The sequence below is a fragment of the uncultured Marinococcus sp. genome, from assembly GCF_947493875.1.
GTDB lineage: Bacteria > Bacillota > Bacilli > Bacillales > Marinococcaceae > Marinococcus.
Map to the genome: position 1 here is coordinate 230,038 of NZ_CANLSU010000001.1, position 18,413 is coordinate 248,450.

Genomic DNA, 18,413 nt, shown 5'->3' on the forward strand with positions numbered 1-18,413 from the left:
TTTATTGATATTTAGCTGCGAAATGATTAGCTGTTTAAATTACCGCCGCGTACTTCCTGCAGCTGACGGACAGCTTCAATCTGTTCATCGTTCAATTCAGCGTAGTTGCCGGCAGCATCCAACGTCAATATAACCGACGTTCCGGTCAGGGAGTATTTATTCGTAAGATCCCCGAACTGCTTGGATTCTACTTTGTAATCCGCTTCTTCATACTGATCTTCGTTCGCAAGCGCGTAAACATCAAGCTCCGGAATCATTTCGAGCATGATGGCGTCATTGCCCATAATACTGTAGATATCATTTTGTCCATCTACTTCGCGGACTTCAATTTCCTCATTAGGCTTACTGATAATAATATTCATCGTGACATTCATCCTTTCTGTTTCCAAATCAATAGTAGTTACCGTACAAAAACGTTCCTCTCCTGCTATAACCGTTTCCTTCTTCCCACAAACATGAAAAAAAGATAAAATCATAATGGAAATAATCAGATTTCTTTAGGCGTATAAGTAGACATACACTGCTGTGGCACATATGATAGAAAAAGATAAAATAGTGGCAAGGGAGATATGTGAATATGATTGATGCAAATCAGCTGACACCAAATGAAACCTATAATTTAATCGAAGAAATGGAACGCTATGATTCTGATCGCCTGGCATTGAAATGGCAGGACGATAAAGGAAGCCGCCGCGAGGTTACATATCATGAACTGATCCAGCAGGCCAATCAGTATGCCAACGTCCTTACAGGACTCGGACTTTCCAAAGGAGATAAGGTGCTTGTCATGGTTCCCCGGCTTGTGGAAGCCTATGTTGCGTATTACGCTTGCCTGAAAGCAGGACTTGTGATTATTCCTTCTTCAGAAATGCTCCGGGCGGATGATATCAAGTACCGGGCGGACCATTCCGGCTCCCGCGCAATCATTTCGTATGCTCCGTACGCAGAGGAAATCGACCGGATGGATCCTATGCCGGAAACCCTCGAGCATAAGCTGATGATCGGTGGCAGTAAAGAGGGATGGAAAGAGCTTGAATTAATGGCAGCAGAAGAGTCCCAAAGCTTTAACATTGTACAGACTCACCGGGATGACACTGCCTTTCTTCCTTATACTTCGGGAACGACTGGGAAACCAAAAGCTGTCGTGCACAGCCATGGCTGGGCATACGCCCATCTTAGGGTAGCGGCGGACGAGTGGCTCGACATTCATGAAAACGATGTTGTCTGGGCTACCGCCGGACCAGGCTGGCAGAAATGGGTCTGGAGTCCGTTTTTATCCGTGCTCGGCCAGGGTGCCACCGGATTTGCCTACAACGGCCGTTTTGATCCAGAGACTTACCTGCAGCTGCTTCAGCACGAAAAAGTGAATGTGCTTTGCTGCACGCCGACAGAGTACCGGCTGATGGCTAAAATTGAAGGTCTCGAAAAGTATGATCTTTCAGCGATGCACAGCGCTGTTTCAGCAGGAGAGCCTTTAAATGAAGAGGTCATTCAAGTGTTCCGCGATAAATTTAACCTTCCGGTTCGCGATGGATACGGGCAGACAGAAAGTACGCTGCTTATCGGAACACTGAAGGGTGTCCCTGAAAAAATAGGTTCCATGGGCAAACCAATGATTGAGCAGTTTATTGAAATAGTGGATGAAGACGGAAATCCTGCGAAGACCAATGAAATTGGCAATATCGCTGTGCACCGTGATCTTCCATCGCTGTTTCAAGGCTATTACAGAGAGCCCGAACGTACGAATGATTCCTACCAGGGCGATTACTTTTTAACCGGTGACAGGGCGATGAAGGATGAAGATAATTACTACTGGTTCCAGGGGCGCAGTGATGACATTATTATCAGTTCAGGATATACGATCGGGCCGTTTGAAGTAGAGGATGCACTCACAAAACACCCCTCTGTCAAAGAATGCGCCGCTGTAGCAAGCCCGGATGATATCCGGGGTAACGTCGTGAAGGCTTTTATCGTGCCTAACGGCCAGGTGGAAAATGAAGAGGATTTGACGAAGGAACTGCAGAACCACGTAAAGAAAATGACTGCCCCGTATAAATATCCGCGCCGCATTGAGTTTGTGGAATCACTTCCCAAAACAAGCTCTGCAAAAATACGCCGTGTAGAACTCCGTGAACAGGAGCTCGCGAAGGCAAACAAAAATCAATAGCTGAATGAAGCAGCCTGATTTGACTGTCCTGTGCTTGTTGCGCAGGGCAGTTGTATATTTTTGCGAAAATGGTTTCGTAAAAATATAAAGATGAGCAAAGATTAAAAATATTTTTAGGAAAGCGTTTACCTTACTGATAATTTCAGTTAGAATAAGAACAACACCGCTGAAGGGGAGAAATTGAAACAAAATTGAGGTGCTTGTTTCGATTTAAAAAATGTGTAACGAACATAAGACCAAAGGGGGGCTCGTTATTTTATCTCTTATTACATTTGTTATTATCGTCGGGGCTATTTGGCTTTTTGCTTATACCCGCAGCCGCTCAGTTAAAACAGACAGTGCAGAAGGCTACTTTCTGGCCGGCAGAAGTTTAACCGGTATTACGATTGCCGGTACGATTATTATGACGAACTTATCGACCGAGCAGATTGTCGGCCAGAACGGCCAAAGCTACGCTTCGGGTATGGAAGTAATGGCATGGGAAGTAACCTCAGCCATAGCGATTGTACTGCTGGCACTTGTGTTTCTTCCGAAATACTTAAAATATGGTGTGGACACCGTTACTGATTTTATCGAAACCAGGTACGACAAAACGACAAAAAGAATTGCCTCTTTTCTGTTTATTTTCACTTATATGACTTCCTTCTTACCCGTCGTGTTGTACTCCGGCTCACTCGTATTTAATCAAATTTTTGCTGTAGATCAATTACTCGGCGTTGAGCCTTTGACAGCCGTCGCCTTTATCGCTGGATTGACTGGGCTTATCGGTCTTCTTTATCTTTTGATGGGCGGCTTAAGGTTAAGCGCTTTCAGTGATACTGTTTATGGCATTGCTCTTTTGCTTGGCGGACTTACTATCCCGGTGCTTGGTCTGATGGCCTTAGGTGATGGAAACTTCTTCCGAGGTATGGAAACGATTCAGGCCAATACTCCTGAAAAATTAAACTCCATTGGCGCTATTGATTCTTCTTATGTGCCATGGCCGACGCTCTTTTTAGGAATGTTTTTTAATAACTTGTTTTTCTGGTGCACAAACCAGATGATCGTACAAAAAGCGCTGGCAGGGAGAAACTTAAAGGAAAGCCAGAAGGGTGCTTTATATGTAGGCTTCTTTAAAATATTCGGAGCTTTGTTTCTCGTATTCCCGGGAATTATCGCATTTAATTTGTTTGGCGGGGAGCTTAGAACTGCAGATAATGCGTATCCGCGTTTAGTTACAGAAGTACTGCCGCCGTCAGTGGAAGGCATCTTTGCAGCAGTCATTTTTGGGGCTATTTTAAGTTCATTTGTTGGTGCGTTGAATGCCACCGCTACGCTGTTTACACTGGACTTTTATAAGCCGCTCATTAAAAAGGATGCAAGTGACAGACAGGTGGCACGGGCTGGTAAACTAATTACGGTCATTGTAGCTTTAATTGCTATTTTAATTGCTCCGCTGATTTCTTTTGCTCCTTCAGGGCTTTACAACGTCGTTCAATCATTTAATGGATTATACAGCATGCCGCTGCTTGTCATTATTATACTCGGATTCTACTTCAAGTATGGTACTGCCTTTGCTGCAAAAGTAACGTTTATTACTCACGTTGTGCTTTACGGTATTTTCTGGCTGTTTATGGACTACCATTATCTGTACGCTTTCAGCGTGTTGTTCTTTGTCGATATTCTTGTACTGTGGTTGGTAAGCCGGCTGAAGCCGATCGACAAGCCGTTTGAGTTTCAGGAAAATATCAACAAGGTCGATATGACTCCGTGGAAGCACAGAAAATGGGTGAGCGCACTCATCATTATTACCGTGGTAGCTACGTACCTGCTGTTCTCCCCTATTGGACTTGCCGGGTAACAGGAAATAAATGATAAAAGTCTGGAGGGCCGATGAGGTGCTCCAGCTTTTTTTATGACTGCAGGCCAAGCCATTTTTTAATTTTCTTTCGAAGAAAAAAGCCGGCAGCGCTCAAAATAAAAAGTAGAATAATCGCTATCCAAAGCAGAAGGCGGTTGCCGGAGATGATGCTTTGCCCAAACGTGCCGTACATCAGCATGCCGGGAATGATACCGATCATCGTGGCAGAAATAAAATGCGAATATTTGATTTTCGAGAAACCAGACAAATAGCTTAGCATGCTAAACCCCATCAACGGGACGAGGCGGAGCACTAACACTACAAAAAAACCACGGTTTTCCATCAAATGTTTCATTCTGGGATTCCACGGAATACGGTGCTTGCTGAATATGGTTTTCCCCATAAAACGTCCGATAAAATACCCACTTGTGGCTCCGCCCAGGGCTCCTGTCCATATATAAAGTACACCGGGCCATAAACCATAAGTGATACTGGCAGTGATGGAAAGCAGAGAGGAGGGAAAGTATATAAAGGGGCCCAGCGTGTAGGCAAGCAGAAAAACGAACGGTGAAATCCATCCAAACGAAGTAATGAAGTCCTGAATTTCTGTCGGATGAATGCTCAGTCTGATGTTAAAAAAGTAATACAGCCCGATTAAAATGGCAATAAATAAGAGCCCTTTGATAATATTCATACGTGAGCGCACGTTTACCCTCCTTTGGCTGCAGAAGCTGGGCAGTATATAACTTTTAATACTTCTAAACAAGCATGTGCATTGGGGCTGTTTCTGCGAATTTAGACTATTTCAGCTTAACATGCGGGAGGCGTACAAACGACAATTAATGAACAGCATCCTACGGATTATTAAAATAACGCATATATGAAGCTGCGGAAGGGAAAGCCACTAACAGCAGGCAGATAACCATATGAACAGGAGAGGATGAATAAACATGGCAAGTAGTGTAGCAGGAGTAAAAATTCCTGACAGTAAAGTAGCGAAAGAAGCAGCTGATTTGCTGCGTGAATACGGTTCGGAACTGCTTTGGAACCACTCGAACCGGGCCTATCTTTTCGGGGAAATTCAGGGAAGGGAAGCCGGATTGAAGTATGATTCGGAGCTGTTATATGTGAGTGCATTGTTTCACGATCTCGGGTTGACGTCTCAGTACAGCAGTCCTGATAAACGGTTTGAGGTAGACGGGGCCAATGCAGCCCGCAGCTTCCTGCAGCAGCATAACATGGAGGATGAGTCTGTTCGTCTTGTATGGGACGCTATCGCCCTGCATACGACAATTGGAGTTGCAGAACACAAAGAGTCTGAGGTTTCCCTACTTTATTCAGGTGTAGGGCTTGACGTCATGGGAGATGGATACCATCAGTTTCCTGAAAAATTACGGGAGGAGGTAGTGAGCGCGTATCCGAGGAATAACTTTAAAGAAAAAATCCTTCCTGCTTTTTATGAAGGATTCAAGCATAAGCCGGAAACGACATTTGGAAATATTAAAGCGGATGTTTGCGAGCGGTTTATGCCGGATTATAAGAGCCCGGACTTTTGTGAATGCGTGCTGCATTCCCCGTGGAAGGAATAAAAAGAATAAACTAAAGTGCTGCCGTTTCGACGGCGGCACTTTTAAATGTGGCCGGATCTGCTCTGGGAACAACTATACTGAATGCGGGAAGAACGTTTTTGTACTGACGCTCTGCGGAAAAGCTATTCGAATAATAAATAATTTTTAAAACAAAGTACTTTGGAACCTTGATGTAAAAATTTAAGGTGTATTTAAAAAGATATTAATTTTTATTTACCTAATTAATGTATAAAATATTACTTTTATTAAAATAAGATTACAAATGCCCCAATGTCGTTGTTTAACGATGCGGGGTCAGATATACTCGGTCATGTTGAGTCGCTGATTTAACACATATAAAATTTTTAAATTACTTAATGGAGGTGCAGTTTCACTCCGTCGTGACCAGCCGTTGTTACTGCAGTCGTGTGACAGAAAGGCAAGTAAACATATAAGAAAAATAAACAATACCTACTTAAATCAAGTTTCGGTGATAGGTACTTCGACGAGTGAACATTATAATGAAAAAATATCTTTTTGGAACAGCAATTACAGCAGGAGTACTATTAGGTGCCCCGCAGGCAGCAGACGCATCAATCGATGATCACGGATCTTTATCTTACGGCGACACGAATTCGTCGGTAAATGATTTACAGGAAACCTTAAAGGAGGAAGGCTATTTCCACGGATACACCGGCTCACGGTTCGGTCCAAGAACGTTAAGCGCGGTAAAAGAATATCAAGCCGATCACGACATCTCATCTCCGGCCGGCAGTTATTACGGCGTAGCCGGTCCAATGACGCAGAGCTCTTTGATGGATGCAGGATCCTCGAGTGAACAGGTAGCGGGTGTATCTACAAGCAGCAGCTCTGGTATTACGGGCACTGCTAAGCAATATATCGGGTCACCTTATGTATGGGGCGGCGAGTCTCCAAGCGGCTTTGACTGCAGTGGCTTTATCAATTACGTTTATGAAAAGCATGGGGAAAGCATTCCAAGAACCGTTTCGGGCATGTATAGTGCAAGCTCGAAGGTTTCGAGTCCTTCTCCGGGAGACGTTGTTTTCTTTGACACAAGAGGTGGACCGTCCCACGCGGGTATCTACGTAGGCAATAATGAATTTATTCATTCCGGATCTTCTACAGGCGTGACTACTTCAAGTCTTGACAGCTCCTACTGGGGTCCACGTTATATGGGCGCCGGCCAGCTTTAAAGCAAAAATACAAAAACCAGGCATGACGCTTATTAAAGGGTCATGCCTGGTTTTTATATTAGAATATATTCATTATAATCAATCCTCCCAGTCCTGCGAGCACCCCGTAAAGAATGGCCGGACCGAGCGTTTTCCGGATGACGCTGCCTTCTTTTCCCTCCATGCCAACCACGGCACATGCAGCGACTACGTTATGAATACAAATCATGTTCCCGGCGCCAGCGCCTACCAGCTGGGCCCCGAGCACCACCGTAGCGTCTACTCCGGTAGCGTTGGCGATGCTGTATTGCACAGGAGAGAATGTAAGAGTGGAAACGGTGGCGCTTCCGGTAATAAATGATCCAAGCTCTCCGAGAAACGGGGCGACAAGAATCCACATAGGGCCAAAAGCAGCTGCCATGCCGGCTGCGATATATTCTGGCATACTGGTAATATCACTGGTGTTGATCCCGGAGTTACTAAATACATGTACCATCGCAAGCGTGGCAAATAAAGTCATGCCGGTAATTTTGATGGTGGAAAGAGCTTCTTTTGAAGAGGCGGTGAAATTTTTAAACGAACGCCGTTGAATTAGTACGGCAAGCAGGGCAGTAACAGTGAGAATAGTCCCGGGGGAATACAGCAGCTCCCAATTGGAGGTCACACCTTCCACCCCTAAAATATTAGTCCAGGAAAGGTCAAGAAACGAAGTCGTAAACTCTCGCAGCCAGGGAACAATTCTGGTTAAAAGCAGAAGAGCGACTACAATCAAGTACGGAGACCACGCGGTAAGAAGACTCATATCGGATTTTTCTTTATCAACCTCGAAATCGTCCTGCAGGGCATCTGTCCAGATCTCCTTCGGAAGCAGAATGCCTTTTTTCGCGGTGAATGCTGCCGCAGCGAGTCCGGTGAGTGCTCCTAAAATAGCGACAAATTCCGGCCCGAATAAGAACGCATACAGCAGTGCTGAGGTTGTATACACAGCTCCGATCATTAATGTCCAGGGAAGCATGGGCCATGCGTCTTTCAATCCTTTGTCTTTTCCGAAAAACAGCGTGAGTACCGCAATTAAAATAAAAGGGATAAAAGTGCCGCCGAATAAATCAATTAATGTAACTGTAATGCCAACTTCCTGAAAAAAGGCTGGGTCCGCTGCATCGAGTGTACTGAGTCCGACAATCACAGGCGTGCCTACGGCCCCAAAAGCAACAGCTGAACTATCCGCAATCAGTGCTGTAGCTACTGCAGCCAGCGGCTTGAATCCTAAGGCGAGCATCAGCGGAGCGGTAATCATTGCCGGGGTGCCGAAGCCTGCCGCCCCTTCAAGCAGAGAACCAAAAAGAAAAGCTACAATAATCAACTGCACCCGCATATCCTGTGAAATACTTTGAAAACCCTGGTTAATACGGTCCACAGCTCCATTTCTCCGAAGGGTATTCAGCAGGACGAGAGCTCCAAATAAAATAAGCAGAATCGTTAATGTTTTATGGGCGCCCTGGAGAATGGAAGAAAAAATAATTTGGCCCCCCATACCCCATGCTGTCACGGCAAGCAGAATCACAATAACAGAACTGAGGGTCATTCCTTTAATGGCAGGCATACGAAGCAGAACAAGAAAAATAAATGGGAAAATGACAGCACTTAGCGCAACGAGCATCAGCATAGACGTATCTCCTTTAGAGGAAGAAATAAGTTAAAATAAAAGTTATTTTCTTTTTTAAGATATGGTCATCAGATGTCTTGATTATATGTTAAACGCTTTCATAGATGTATGCAATAGGGGATTCGGATCCGTGGAGGCATAGAAATTTTTGTCGTTATTCAGACATAAATCAGACAATATACTGTCACGGCGGAAGAATGAAAAGTGATAATTAAATAGGTCTGCTATAAATATCTAAAGGTTATTCAGTTTATTTAAGGATAAATTTACCATTTTCATTGCCCCTGAATAGGATTATTAGTATATTGAGGAAGGGTAAAATTATTCATATTACCGACTGCGGGGGAGAGATGCTTTCTTGTCCTTTTTACCATTAATTATGCTCGAAGTAATGCTTCCAATCTTTATTTTACTGCTGCTCGGAGCAGTACTTCATCGAATATACGATTTTCATCTCAGTACGCTTTCAAAGCTTTTAACGGGCCTGTTTCTCCCTGTCGTTATTTTCACAAACATTTCTGCCATGGAGGTGGAGTCGTCTGTTTTGCTTGACGTTGGTGCCTTTCTGATTATCCAGTTTTTGCTGCTGGCCCTGCTTGCCGGCGTATGTGCAAAACTGTTCGGGATGGATGCGAAGCTTACGGCGATATTTAAAAACAGTGTAGTACTTATGAATTCAGGGAACTTCGGGCTTCCGGTCAGCCAACTGGTGTTCGCCTCCAATCCGCTCGGGGTGTCGATCCAAATTATTGTACTGATGTTTCAAAACTTTTTAACATTTACATATGGAATTTTCACTTCTGCAACGACACAGAAATCAGGAATAAAAGAAAATATGGCTCCTTTGTTTAAAACGCCTACGATTTACGCTTTAGCTCTTGGTCTTGTGTTTTACATATTTAATCTATCACTGCCAAAAGCGGCAGAGCAGGTGTTAAATCAGATCGCTGCGGGATTTACGGCCCTGGCACTTCTTGTCCTTGGAGCCCAGATTGCTTACCCGAAGCTGAAATATTTATCTCCTGTCTTCTTTTTTACCATCAGTCTTCGATTAGTGGGAGCTCCACTTATCGCTTTGGGAATTATTTGGCTGCTTCAGCTTGAAGGAACGATTGCCCAAGCGTTATTTATTGCAAGTTCGTTTCCTATGTCCAGAAACAGTGCCCTGTTCGCGCTTGAATATGATAATTATCCGGAATATGCCGCTCAAAGCGTGCTAATTTCTACAATGCTTGGAGGGGTGACGGTTTCCATTGTTATCCTTTTATCGCAGGTATGGTTTGGATGAAACAATAAAGAGCTGTCATAATAACTAAAAATTTTTATAAAAATAGGAAGCCCCTGTTTAATGCTGAGCAGGGGCTTCCTTTGATTACATATCGTTTTTTAAGTGCCGCAGTAAGTGCGGTAGGGCACAAGCGTAGGCGCGGGCGGTGCTGTATAATCTTCCTGTTCCCTTGTATGGGCATAAGGATCTGCAAGTACATCCAAAAGCTTATTCATGACGCTGTAATCTCCATTTTTCTCGGCAGCTTCAAGTGCTTCTTCCACATGATGGTTCCGTGGAATGACCGCCGGGTTATTGTCACGCATCAACTGGCGGGAATCTTCTTGGGATTCATTTTGTTTTCCAAGGCGTTCCTGCCAGCGTTCCTGCCAGGAAGCAAACCGATTGTCTGTAAACAGTCCGGAATTGTCCAGCTTATTAAAGGTGAGGGCCCGGAAGGTATTCGTGTAATCTGCTTCTTGTTCCTGCATAAGGTTGAGCAGGTCGGTAATAAGTGCTTCGTCTTCTGCTTCTTCCGTGAAAAGACCGAGTTTTGCACGCATGCCCTGAAGCCAGTACACATTAAACTTTTCCGGGAAACTGGAGATTTCTGCCTGTGCGAGCTCGACGGCTTTTTCCTGATTTTCGTCAATCAGAGGGACGAGGGCTTCGGCAAATCGGGACAGATTCCATTCTGCCATGATAGGCTGTCTTCCGTAAGCATAGCGGCCGCGTGCATCAATTGAACTAAAGACGGTTTTCGGATCATAGCTGTTCATAAAAGCACATGGGCCGTAATCGATGGTTTCTCCGCTGAGAGCCATATTATCGCTGTTCATTACTCCGTGGATAAAGCCGGCAAGCTGCCATTTGGCAATTAAGGAAGCCTGGCGTGTAACAACTTCCCGGAGCAGCATCAGGTAAGGATTTTCCGTCTCCCGGACTTCCGGATAGTGCCGGCTGATCGTATAGTCGGCAAGCGCCCGCAGGTCATTCATCGATCCGCGGTTCAAAGCATATTCAAACGTCCCGACACGCAGATGGCTTGAGGCCGTACGTGTTAACACTGCACCGGTCAGTATACTTTCGCGAAAAACAGGTTCACCGGTTTTGACTACGGCAAGACTCCGGGTAGTTGGTATGCCAAGGGCATGCATCGCTTCACTGATAATATACTCGCGAAGCATCGGTCCAAGAGCAGCCCGTCCGTCCCCGCCGCGTGAATAAGTCGTTCGGCCGGAGCCCTTCAGCTGAATATCAATCCTGCGGCCATCCGGGGTTATTTGTTCCCCGTGAAGCAGCGCGCGCCCGTCCCCGAGCATCGTAAAATGGCCAAACTGATGACCGGCGTAAGCCTGGGCAAGCGGCAGGCCGCTATCCGGCGTCCGGCTGCCTGCGAGTATCTGTACGCCTTCCTCCTCTTGTAGCGCCCCGCTGTCGAGGCCGAGGGAGTCAGCAAGCTGTTCATTTAATATGATCAGCTCCGGATTCTGGATCGGAGCGGGAGTGATTTTGGAAAAAAAAGTCTGCGGAAGTGCGGCGTAGCTGTGTTCAAGCTGCCAGCCCGCTTGTTTTACAGTATTTTCGTCAGCCATAAAGACTCCTTTAAAATATATTTTTTAAAACGCAGAAAGTTATATTGGATAAAAGCATCATCTTATAGATTGTACATCACTCATTATACAGACCTCCATCCGGGATCTTCAAATTTTAAGATGTAAAGTATATACATATAAAAACACTTCCTGCATTTAGCAGAAAGTGCTGGGAAAATATTTAACTGCAGCTGCTCAGGAGCGGTTATACATCTTTATGATGGAAGGGACATTTGCCTTCAATCGGCTTAATATCGTCCCCAATGAAAAACTGCTTCCACTCATTGTGCGTCGGGTCGCCAAAATGGCTGATATCCGGGTGGGTGGGGAGATTGTCCCACTTTTCTACCCGTGCCCGCACTTTTTCCCTCGACATGATGCCGCCTTTTTCTGTCCCCTCGAGCCCCTCAAAAATAGCCCGGGGCTGAAAGCCGAGAATCAAGCTGTTCCCGAGATCTCTTGTTTTTCGCTGCTTATAGGCCGGGGCGTTGCCAAACACGAAAACAGGCTCGCCGGCAAAATGGTAATCCCACAAAAAATGATCGGGATCCTTTGGCTTATCTCCCGGCCAGCTGTACCGGTCCTGTTCATGCAGATGCTGCAAAACGTCCCAGAAATAGGAACGATAATAATCGACGGACTGCTCACGAATTTCCGGCTCCACGAAAAGGAACAGGCCATGCCGGGTAAAGGGAGGTTCTTTCATTAAATGCAGAAAGCTTTCGAGTACGCCGCCAAGGTGGTCCCACTGGTCATGAGTGATATAAGAGTAGCGGAGCTCACCCTTGCGTTGCGCTTTCATGCCGAAAAAGCAGGGGAATTCCGGGTTGGTTACAACACGCTTAAAGGTCTGGTATTCCTCCTGCAGCCAGGAGGGGAGCCGGTCGGAAGTTTCCATGTCTTCTTTTGTCAGCAGATAAGGGCTAGTCGTTTGTAGCATGCTGCTGCTCCTTTCATTCAGGGAAATCAGGTGAGGATTATTTCTCTCCCGTGGTAAAAAAAGCCTTCAGCCTGTGCAGAGAAAGCTGCGGGCTGAAAGCTTTTATATAAGACATTGATTAACTGTTGCTGCTTTTCACGGCGTTGGTAAGTGTATTAAATTCCTCATCGCTCAGTTTAATGCCGGCTGCAGCGATATTATCCTCGAGGTGGCTTACCGTGGACGTGCCTGGAATTGGCAGAATGACGTCAGAGCGCTTCAACAGCCATGCAAGCGCGAGCTGAGCAGGTTTTGCATTATGCTCTTTTGACAGCTCGGCCAGCGGTCCGCCTTCCTGGGCCAGTTCACCGGTAGCCAAAGGGAACCACGGAATAAATGCAATATTGTTATCGGTACAATAGTCGAGCATTTCTTCAGATTCGCGATTAGCCAGGTTGTAGCGGTTTTGCACAGAAGCAATGGAAGCGGTCTTTTGAGCTTCTTTGAACTGCTCTGTATTCACTTCGCTCAGTCCAATATGACGGATTTTTCCTTCCTCCTGCATTTTTTTCAGCTCGCCGACCTGATCTGCTATCGGTACTTCAGGATCTACCCGGTGCAGCTGCATGAGGTCGATCCGTTCAAGGCCTAAGTCCATCAGGTTCAGCTCCACCTGCTGGCGGAGATATTCCGGACGTCCCACTGGGCGCCAGTCATTTGGGCCTGCACGGGTGAGTCCTACCTTTGTAGCAACTGTCATATCATCATTATAAGGATGAAGGGCTTCTTTGATAAGACGGTTGGCCGTGAACGGGCCGTAGGCGTCTGCAGTATCGATAAAGTTTACCCCGAGCTCTGATGCCCGGCGGAGCACACGGACAGCTTCATCGGGATTGGATGGTTCTTTCCATACTCCTTCGCCTGTCAGCTGCATCGCTCCGTACCCTAAACGGTTTACTTCTATATCGCCGCCGATCCGGAACGTGCCGGCCTGATCTGCGGTAATGTCTGAATTGCTCATATATGATCCTCCTTCAATAAAAACAAAAGTTTGTACACCTTGTTTATCATACCCGCGTTAGGGCTTTTTTAATCAAATGCTTTTCTCCCGAAGAATAAAAACCGGGAGAAAATGTGTTCATATTAAAGAAGATATATAGAAAGGTAGTTTCCGGGCGGGCACGTAAAGGTATAGAACAGAAGGCGCATGAAATTATTCTTAGATATAAAGAGTAATATTCAATAGAGAAGGACGTGTAATGAATGAATTCTTCATGGATTGAAATTAACGTAAAGGCTGTAAGCAACAATATTCATCAAATTAAAAGCCGGATGCCGGATAAATTTTTTGCAGGGATCGTTAAAAGTAATGCCTATGGCCATGGACTGGTTCCTATGGCCAAGTACATTGAAAACGAAGTTGATTATTTAGCTGTAGGGGTGGAGGAAGAAGGTATTGAACTGCGAAACAACGGCGTGAAAGCCCCTATATTGATCTTAGGCCCTTATTTTGACGCAGAACGTACTATTGATTACGACTTAACGCCTACCGTTGATACGGTTGAAAAAATGAAAAAATTAGATAAGGCAGCTGGGAAGAAAAGCGCTGGGCAGTATCCCTTTCATTTAAAAATTAATATTTCTTTAAATCGTTTCGGTCTGGATGAAAAAGATTTAGGTTCATTTATGGAAGCGTACCAAGCGTTAAAATCAGTGAAAATGGAAGGCGTTTATTCTCATTTTGCCGCAAACAGGCACGCGGAAAAAATTATTTTTCAGAGTGACCGTTTAAAGCAGTGCGTAGAAATTATAACGAAAATTTATGGGGTTCGCCCCGCGTATATACACATGGAGAACAGCGCGATAGCCGTTAAATATCCGGACCTTGGCTTTAATATGATTCGTATCGGCAATGCCATGTTCGGTCAGGCAGCGAGCAGAAACGGTCTGCATTTTGAGGAAACGTTTGAGCTGAAAACACCTCTCCTTGAAAAGCGGGAAATAAAAACAGGGAGCACGGCGGGGTACGGAGATACCAAGCCGCTCAATGAGCCAATGACTATCGGACTCATTCCGCTCGGAGAAGCCCACGGCTTTAACTTTGCCCGGGAGAACCAATCCGATACGCTAAAAAAGCTGGCCTTCAACATTCTCCGGAATGTTCGCTCCTATGTCCGGCCGCCGGCAAAAATATTCTGGGGCCACGAGCCGGTTTCGGTCGTCGGGAAGCCCAGTTCACAGTTTTCTCTTGTGGATGTGACTGGAAAATCGGTCGCCGAAGGAGACGCTTTAACAGCAAGAATTTCAATCATGAATGTGCAGGAATCCATTGAGCGAAAGTATATAGAATAACGGTAAATAAGCCCACAGCTGCCAGAAAAAGGCGGCTGTGGGCCATTTTTTATGAGTTTATAAGCTGCTCAAGCACGAAAGCATTTTCTGCGAGTCCATTGGAAGGCCAGCTTCTTCCCTCCAGCAAACCGAGGGAAAGCGACTGCATGCCGGTAATGTAATAGTTATCTGCGATGGTTTCGCTGTAGGATTCCCCGCTTTCGAGTTCGATAGAAACTCTGCAAGGATGTTCTGTCGGTACAAAAGCCTGGTGGGCTTTCAATACGCCTTTCGTGCCTACCACCTCGTATTCGTTGCGAAGAGCAGCGTTCATGCCCGAATCAAAGTGGGCGAGCCGGCCGTCGGAAAAAGTAAGGACACCTGCCGCAGCCCAGTCACTGCTTTCGTTTTCATGAAACGAATAAAAAGCACTCGCATGCTCCGGTTCCCCCATTACCTGACGAATGGCATGAATACAGTAGCAGCCGACGTCATACAGGCTTCCGCCACCGTCAGCCTGCGAATGAAGCCGGATGTTGCCTTCGGTATGCTTCAGCGGGAAAGTAAACGATGAGCGCATCGTCACCACGTCTCCGATCGCATTTCCTGCAAGCATTTTTTGTACAAGCTGGTGCTGGGGGTGGAACCGGTACATGAATGCTTCCATAAATTGAACGCCGTGTTCTGCGCAGGCGTTTTTTATTTCCTCTGCCTCCGCCTGAGTCAGGGCTGCAGGCTTTTCGCATAACACATGCTTCTGCTTGCGGGCAGCCTTGATGCTCCATTCCTTGTGGAGGCGGTTGGGAAGAGGAATGTAGACCGCATCGATGTCCGGGTCTTCAAGCAGAGCATCGTAGCTTTGGTACACCTTTGGAATATGAAAGGCTTCGGCTAGTTCCTCTGCTTTGCCGCTGCCGCTTGCGATCGCATACGCCTCGGCATTTTCCGTATGCTGCAGGGCAGGCAGCATCTTTCTTCTGGCAATATCGGCCGTGCCTAAAATTCCCCATCGAATAGTTTTCATCAAAAAGCCTCCTAATTAATTACAAAATGCAGTCTCGTGCACACATTGTACACTATTGTGATAAAAGCTGCCTGCCAGTTAAAAACAGGCGTATGAACATGTGACTAAAATATTCCCTGCAGCAGAAGAACTGCTGCCAGGAAAAAACCACACAGGACGGTGCTTTTAATCGACGCCCCCATGAGCGGTCCGTAGGATTCAGAAGGGTTGGCATCTTCAAGGGCATTATAGGCCTTTACGAGCGGCCAGGCAGAAACAATGGCAATCAGCGCGTACCACGGAAGCGCCCCGACGAGAATACCTAAGGGGATCGTAAGCATGGCAATCAGGGTGAAGGCTTTTGAAAGAAGCAGCCCCTTCCTTTCCCCGAGAACGACGACGAGAGTATTTTTTCCGGAATCACGATCGGCCCTCCAGTGAAGAAAATGATGATTGTAAAGCACCATCGTAGTTAATATGCCGATCGGAAGAGAAAGAAAAAATGCCCGAACGTCAAAATATCCAGTCTGCACGTAGTAGCTGCCCATGACAGGAAGCACTCCGAATGAAAGCAGAATAGCGACTTCCCCGTATCCTTTACCCCGGTAACCGAACTTAAAGGGTGGGGCCACATAAAAATAAGCAAGCAGCCCGCCGGCAGCCGCAAGCATTAAAAGCGGCCACCCTTTGGCAATGCTCAAAATGACACCGCATAAAAGAGCCAGGGCCAAAAACGCCCACGTAACAAACGCGAATGTTTCCTCAGACACCCGGCCTCCTGTCAGCATGCCGGAATTGGTGGAAACGTCGTTTGCTGTATCCTGTGCCTTTGTATCAACACCGTTGCGGTAATCCCACAAATCATTCACCATGTTGGAAAACAGGTGGGCGCTGAATGCACCGATCAATGTAATAACAAACCAGAGCGGCTCAAGGACTCCGTGCCATGCAAAAGCCCCAAGTGTCCCTAACAGGACAGGCATAAGCATGACAGACAAAAAGCTTGCCCGTGCGGCCTCCAGCCAGAAAGAAATTGTATGTTTCATAAGCATCGTCCTTTCTACGTGAAATAAACATAGAGAAATGAAATAAAACTGCTTATGAATTATATCAAAAAGAAAAACCGAACACCTGATCAGTGTTTTAAGGAGACGCCAGAACCAGAAGTGTTACTGTTTAAAAGCCTCTTCTACAAAAGCGATCCACGCCTGGGCGGCCTGGGTCTGATAGCTTTGCCTGCGCCAGATGAGCGCTAGACGCCAGTGCAGTAAATCATCGTCCACTGCAAGCACAGAAACATTTCTTGTATCTGCTTTATGAACGACTGTTTCGGGGAGGAGGGCGACACCAAGGCCCGCTACGGCACTCTCAAACAAAAAATCCCACTGGGAGCTTTCATAAAGAATATCAGGCTCAAAGCCGGCCTGGATGCATGACTCGAAGACCCGGTCGTACAGGGAAAATCCCTGCTGAAACATTAAAAAGGATTCATGCTTTAAATCCTTCATTTGTATACTTTCACGGCCGGCAAGCGGATGATTGACCGAGGTGACGGCAAGGATTTTCCGGTCGATGATCTGGCGAACCTCAAACTGTTCGTCATCGACGGGAAGAATGGCTACACCTACATCAATATTTCCTTCAAGCAGCGACTGCTCCATAATTTTCGCGCCTTCTTCGACAATATGCATGCCGGCTTCGGGATAAGTTCTGCGAAAGCCGGCAATGATTTCAGGGAAAAAGCTGGAGCCGATGACGGGAGGCAGCCCGAATGTAAAGCTGCCTTTTTTATGCAGCTTGATTTCTTCTGCTTCCTGCCACAAATCCTCTGCGCTGCGGAGCACCTTCCGGGCATGCTGGCGGATGATTTCCCCTTCCTTCGTTACAAAAAGATGACGGGTGGAGCGGTCGAGCAGCCGGAGGCCGATTTCTTCCTCAAGCTGATGAATCGTTTTGCTTAAAGCGGGCTGGGAAATGTGAAGCTTCTCGCTGGCCCGGGAAAAGCTTAGTTCTTTGCATACCTCGAGGAAAAAACGAAGCTGTTTAATATCCATGCGTCACCTCTTATTCTATTTAGTAATAAATTTATATTATTTATCTATTTTACTTATGAAAGCGCTATTAGTAAAGTGGAAGTACCAATTAAAGAACTGAAAGGGGTTCATACAATGACGAAGGTACAAACGTCTTTTGAAGAGAGCGTAGCCCGCATTCAGGACGGGGACACCCTGATCGTCGGGGGATTCGGCCTGTGCGGTATTCCGGAAAAAGCCATTCAGGCGCTGGCTGAAAAGGGCACAAAAAATTTAACAGTAGTCAGTAATAATTGCGGCGTCAACGACTGGGGTCTTGGGCTGCTGCTTGAAAATAAACAGATTGACAAGATGGTGGCTTCCTACGTAGGGGAAAATAAGATTTTTGAAGAGCAGTACCTGAGCGGAGAGCTAGAAGTGGAGCTCGTTCCCCAGGGAACGCTTGCAGAGCGTATCCGGGCAGGCGGCGCCGGTATTCCCGGCTTTTACACGCCGACTGGTGTAGGAACCCCGATTGCTGAAGGAAAAGAGCATAAAGTGATCGGCGGCAGACAGTGCATTCTTGAAGAGGCAATTCAGGGAGATGCGGCTCTTGTGAAGGCATGGAAGGGCGATGCCTACGGGAATCTTATTTACCGGAAAACAGCCCGGAATTTTAATCCGCTGGCAGCAGCGGCAGGGAAATTTACGATCGCAGAGGTGGAAGAGCTGGTTGACGTCGGTGAACTCGACCCGGACTTTATCCATACACCGAGTTTGTACGTTCAGCATCTTCTTGTCGGCACCTCGTATGAAAAGCGCATCGAACGAAAAACGGTCCAGCAGGCATAA

16 protein-coding genes are annotated in these 18,413 nt (G+C 46.3%); 7 read left to right on the forward strand and 9 right to left on the reverse strand.

Features of this window, described 5'->3' with window-relative positions; all coding sequences use genetic code 11:
- Window positions 1-26: 26 nt before the first annotated feature.
- Window positions 27-374, reverse strand: coding sequence for a hypothetical protein (locus Q0757_RS01140; protein ID WP_298783872.1), 348 nt, complete (start codon window positions 372-374; stop codon window positions 27-29).
- Window positions 375-577: 203 nt separating this feature from the next.
- Between Q0757_RS01140 and Q0757_RS01145 the strand changes: the two genes are divergently transcribed.
- Window positions 578-2,167, forward strand: a complete 1,590-nt coding sequence (locus Q0757_RS01145) for an acyl-CoA synthetase MbcS (protein ID WP_298783874.1) — start codon at window positions 578-580, stop codon at window positions 2,165-2,167.
- Between the two features lie 217 nt (window positions 2,168-2,384).
- Window positions 2,385-4,007 (forward strand): solute:sodium symporter family transporter, encoded by a 1,623-nt coding sequence (locus Q0757_RS01150; protein ID WP_298783877.1) that lies wholly within the window; start codon window positions 2,385-2,387, stop codon window positions 4,005-4,007.
- Between the two features lie 52 nt (window positions 4,008-4,059).
- On the opposite strand, the gene Q0757_RS01155 is transcribed toward Q0757_RS01150, so the two are convergent.
- On the reverse strand, window positions 4,060-4,713 hold the full coding sequence (locus Q0757_RS01155) for a TVP38/TMEM64 family protein (RefSeq protein ID WP_298783879.1): 654 nt from the start codon (window positions 4,711-4,713) through the stop codon (window positions 4,060-4,062).
- Between the two features lie 244 nt (window positions 4,714-4,957).
- On the opposite strand from Q0757_RS01155, the gene Q0757_RS01160 reads away from it, so the two are divergent.
- Window positions 4,958-5,596: an HD domain-containing protein gene (locus tag Q0757_RS01160; RefSeq protein WP_298783880.1), complete on the forward strand. Its 639-nt coding sequence runs from the start codon at window positions 4,958-4,960 to the stop codon at window positions 5,594-5,596.
- A 500-nt stretch (window positions 5,597-6,096) separates the two neighbouring features.
- A complete protein-coding gene (locus Q0757_RS01165; RefSeq protein ID WP_298783882.1) occupies window positions 6,097-6,789 on the forward strand; it encodes an NlpC/P60 family protein in 693 nt (230 codons plus the stop codon).
- A 58-nt stretch (window positions 6,790-6,847) separates the two neighbouring features.
- Here Q0757_RS01165 and Q0757_RS01170 read toward each other — a convergent pair whose 3' ends face one another.
- Window positions 6,848-8,434 (reverse strand): L-lactate permease, encoded by a 1,587-nt coding sequence (locus Q0757_RS01170; protein WP_298783884.1) that lies wholly within the window; start codon window positions 8,432-8,434, stop codon window positions 6,848-6,850.
- A gap of 358 nt (window positions 8,435-8,792) precedes the next feature.
- Here Q0757_RS01170 and Q0757_RS01175 point away from each other — a divergent pair, with 358 nt between their 5' ends.
- Window positions 8,793-9,722, forward strand: a complete 930-nt coding sequence (locus Q0757_RS01175) for an AEC family transporter (RefSeq protein ID WP_298783886.1) — start codon at window positions 8,793-8,795, stop codon at window positions 9,720-9,722.
- 98 nt (window positions 9,723-9,820) lie between these two features.
- Here the strand turns inward: Q0757_RS01175 and Q0757_RS01180 are convergent, their stop codons facing one another.
- The 3 genes from Q0757_RS01180 to Q0757_RS01190 form a co-directional block, all read right to left on the reverse strand.
- Window positions 9,821-11,296 (reverse strand): YdiU family protein, encoded by a 1,476-nt coding sequence (locus Q0757_RS01180; RefSeq protein WP_298783888.1) that lies wholly within the window; start codon window positions 11,294-11,296, stop codon window positions 9,821-9,823.
- Window positions 11,297-11,501: 205 nt separating this feature from the next.
- A complete protein-coding gene (locus Q0757_RS01185; protein WP_298783890.1) occupies window positions 11,502-12,236 on the reverse strand; it encodes a YqcI/YcgG family protein in 735 nt (244 codons plus the stop codon).
- A gap of 118 nt (window positions 12,237-12,354) precedes the next feature.
- Window positions 12,355-13,236 (reverse strand): aldo/keto reductase, encoded by an 882-nt coding sequence (locus Q0757_RS01190; RefSeq protein ID WP_298783892.1) that lies wholly within the window; start codon window positions 13,234-13,236, stop codon window positions 12,355-12,357.
- Window positions 13,237-13,478: 242 nt separating this feature from the next.
- Between Q0757_RS01190 and alr the strand changes: the two genes are divergently transcribed.
- A complete protein-coding gene (gene alr / locus Q0757_RS01195) occupies window positions 13,479-14,567 on the forward strand; it encodes an alanine racemase (RefSeq protein ID WP_298783894.1) in 1,089 nt (362 codons plus the stop codon).
- Between the two features lie 49 nt (window positions 14,568-14,616).
- Here alr and Q0757_RS01200 read toward each other — a convergent pair whose 3' ends face one another.
- The 3 genes from Q0757_RS01200 to Q0757_RS01210 form a co-directional block, all read right to left on the reverse strand.
- On the reverse strand, window positions 14,617-15,570 hold the full coding sequence (locus tag Q0757_RS01200) for a Gfo/Idh/MocA family protein (RefSeq protein ID WP_298783896.1): 954 nt from the start codon (window positions 15,568-15,570) through the stop codon (window positions 14,617-14,619).
- 104 nt (window positions 15,571-15,674) lie between these two features.
- Complete coding sequence (locus Q0757_RS01205) at window positions 15,675-16,595, reverse strand: prenyltransferase (protein ID WP_298783898.1); 921 nt, start codon at window positions 16,593-16,595, stop codon at window positions 15,675-15,677.
- Between the two features lie 123 nt (window positions 16,596-16,718).
- Window positions 16,719-17,603, reverse strand: coding sequence for a LysR family transcriptional regulator (locus Q0757_RS01210; protein ID WP_298783899.1), 885 nt, complete (start codon window positions 17,601-17,603; stop codon window positions 16,719-16,721).
- A gap of 114 nt (window positions 17,604-17,717) precedes the next feature.
- Here Q0757_RS01210 and Q0757_RS01215 point away from each other — a divergent pair, with 114 nt between their 5' ends.
- Window positions 17,718-18,413: a CoA transferase subunit A gene (locus Q0757_RS01215; protein WP_298783902.1), complete on the forward strand. Its 696-nt coding sequence runs from the start codon at window positions 17,718-17,720 to the stop codon at window positions 18,411-18,413.

Bases quoted from the DNA above. Each gene is read 5' to 3' on its own strand.
- Q0757_RS01140 (WP_298783872.1), bottom strand. From the start codon at position 374: ATGAATGTCACGATGAATATTATTATCAGTAAGCCTAATGAGGAAATT.
- Q0757_RS01145 (WP_298783874.1), top strand. From the start codon at position 578: ATGATTGATGCAAATCAGCTGACACCAAATGAAACCTATAATTTAATC.
- Q0757_RS01150 (WP_298783877.1), top strand. From the start codon at position 2,385: ATGTGTAACGAACATAAGACCAAAGGGGGGCTCGTTATTTTATCTCTT.
- Q0757_RS01160 (WP_298783880.1), top strand. From the start codon at position 4,958: ATGGCAAGTAGTGTAGCAGGAGTAAAAATTCCTGACAGTAAAGTAGCG.
- Q0757_RS01165 (WP_298783882.1), top strand. From the start codon at position 6,097: ATGAAAAAATATCTTTTTGGAACAGCAATTACAGCAGGAGTACTATTA.
- Q0757_RS01170 (WP_298783884.1), bottom strand. From the start codon at position 8,434: ATGCTGATGCTCGTTGCGCTAAGTGCTGTCATTTTCCCATTTATTTTT.
- Q0757_RS01180 (WP_298783888.1), bottom strand. From the start codon at position 11,296: ATGGCTGACGAAAATACTGTAAAACAAGCGGGCTGGCAGCTTGAACAC.
- Q0757_RS01185 (WP_298783890.1), bottom strand. From the start codon at position 12,236: ATGCTACAAACGACTAGCCCTTATCTGCTGACAAAAGAAGACATGGAA.
- Q0757_RS01190 (WP_298783892.1), bottom strand. From the start codon at position 13,236: ATGAGCAATTCAGACATTACCGCAGATCAGGCCGGCACGTTCCGGATC.
- alr (WP_298783894.1), top strand. From the start codon at position 13,479: ATGAATTCTTCATGGATTGAAATTAACGTAAAGGCTGTAAGCAACAAT.
- Q0757_RS01200 (WP_298783896.1), bottom strand. From the start codon at position 15,570: ATGAAAACTATTCGATGGGGAATTTTAGGCACGGCCGATATTGCCAGA.
- Q0757_RS01205 (WP_298783898.1), bottom strand. From the start codon at position 16,595: ATGAAACATACAATTTCTTTCTGGCTGGAGGCCGCACGGGCAAGCTTT.
- Q0757_RS01210 (WP_298783899.1), bottom strand. From the start codon at position 17,603: ATGGATATTAAACAGCTTCGTTTTTTCCTCGAGGTATGCAAAGAACTA.
- Q0757_RS01215 (WP_298783902.1), top strand. From the start codon at position 17,718: ATGACGAAGGTACAAACGTCTTTTGAAGAGAGCGTAGCCCGCATTCAG.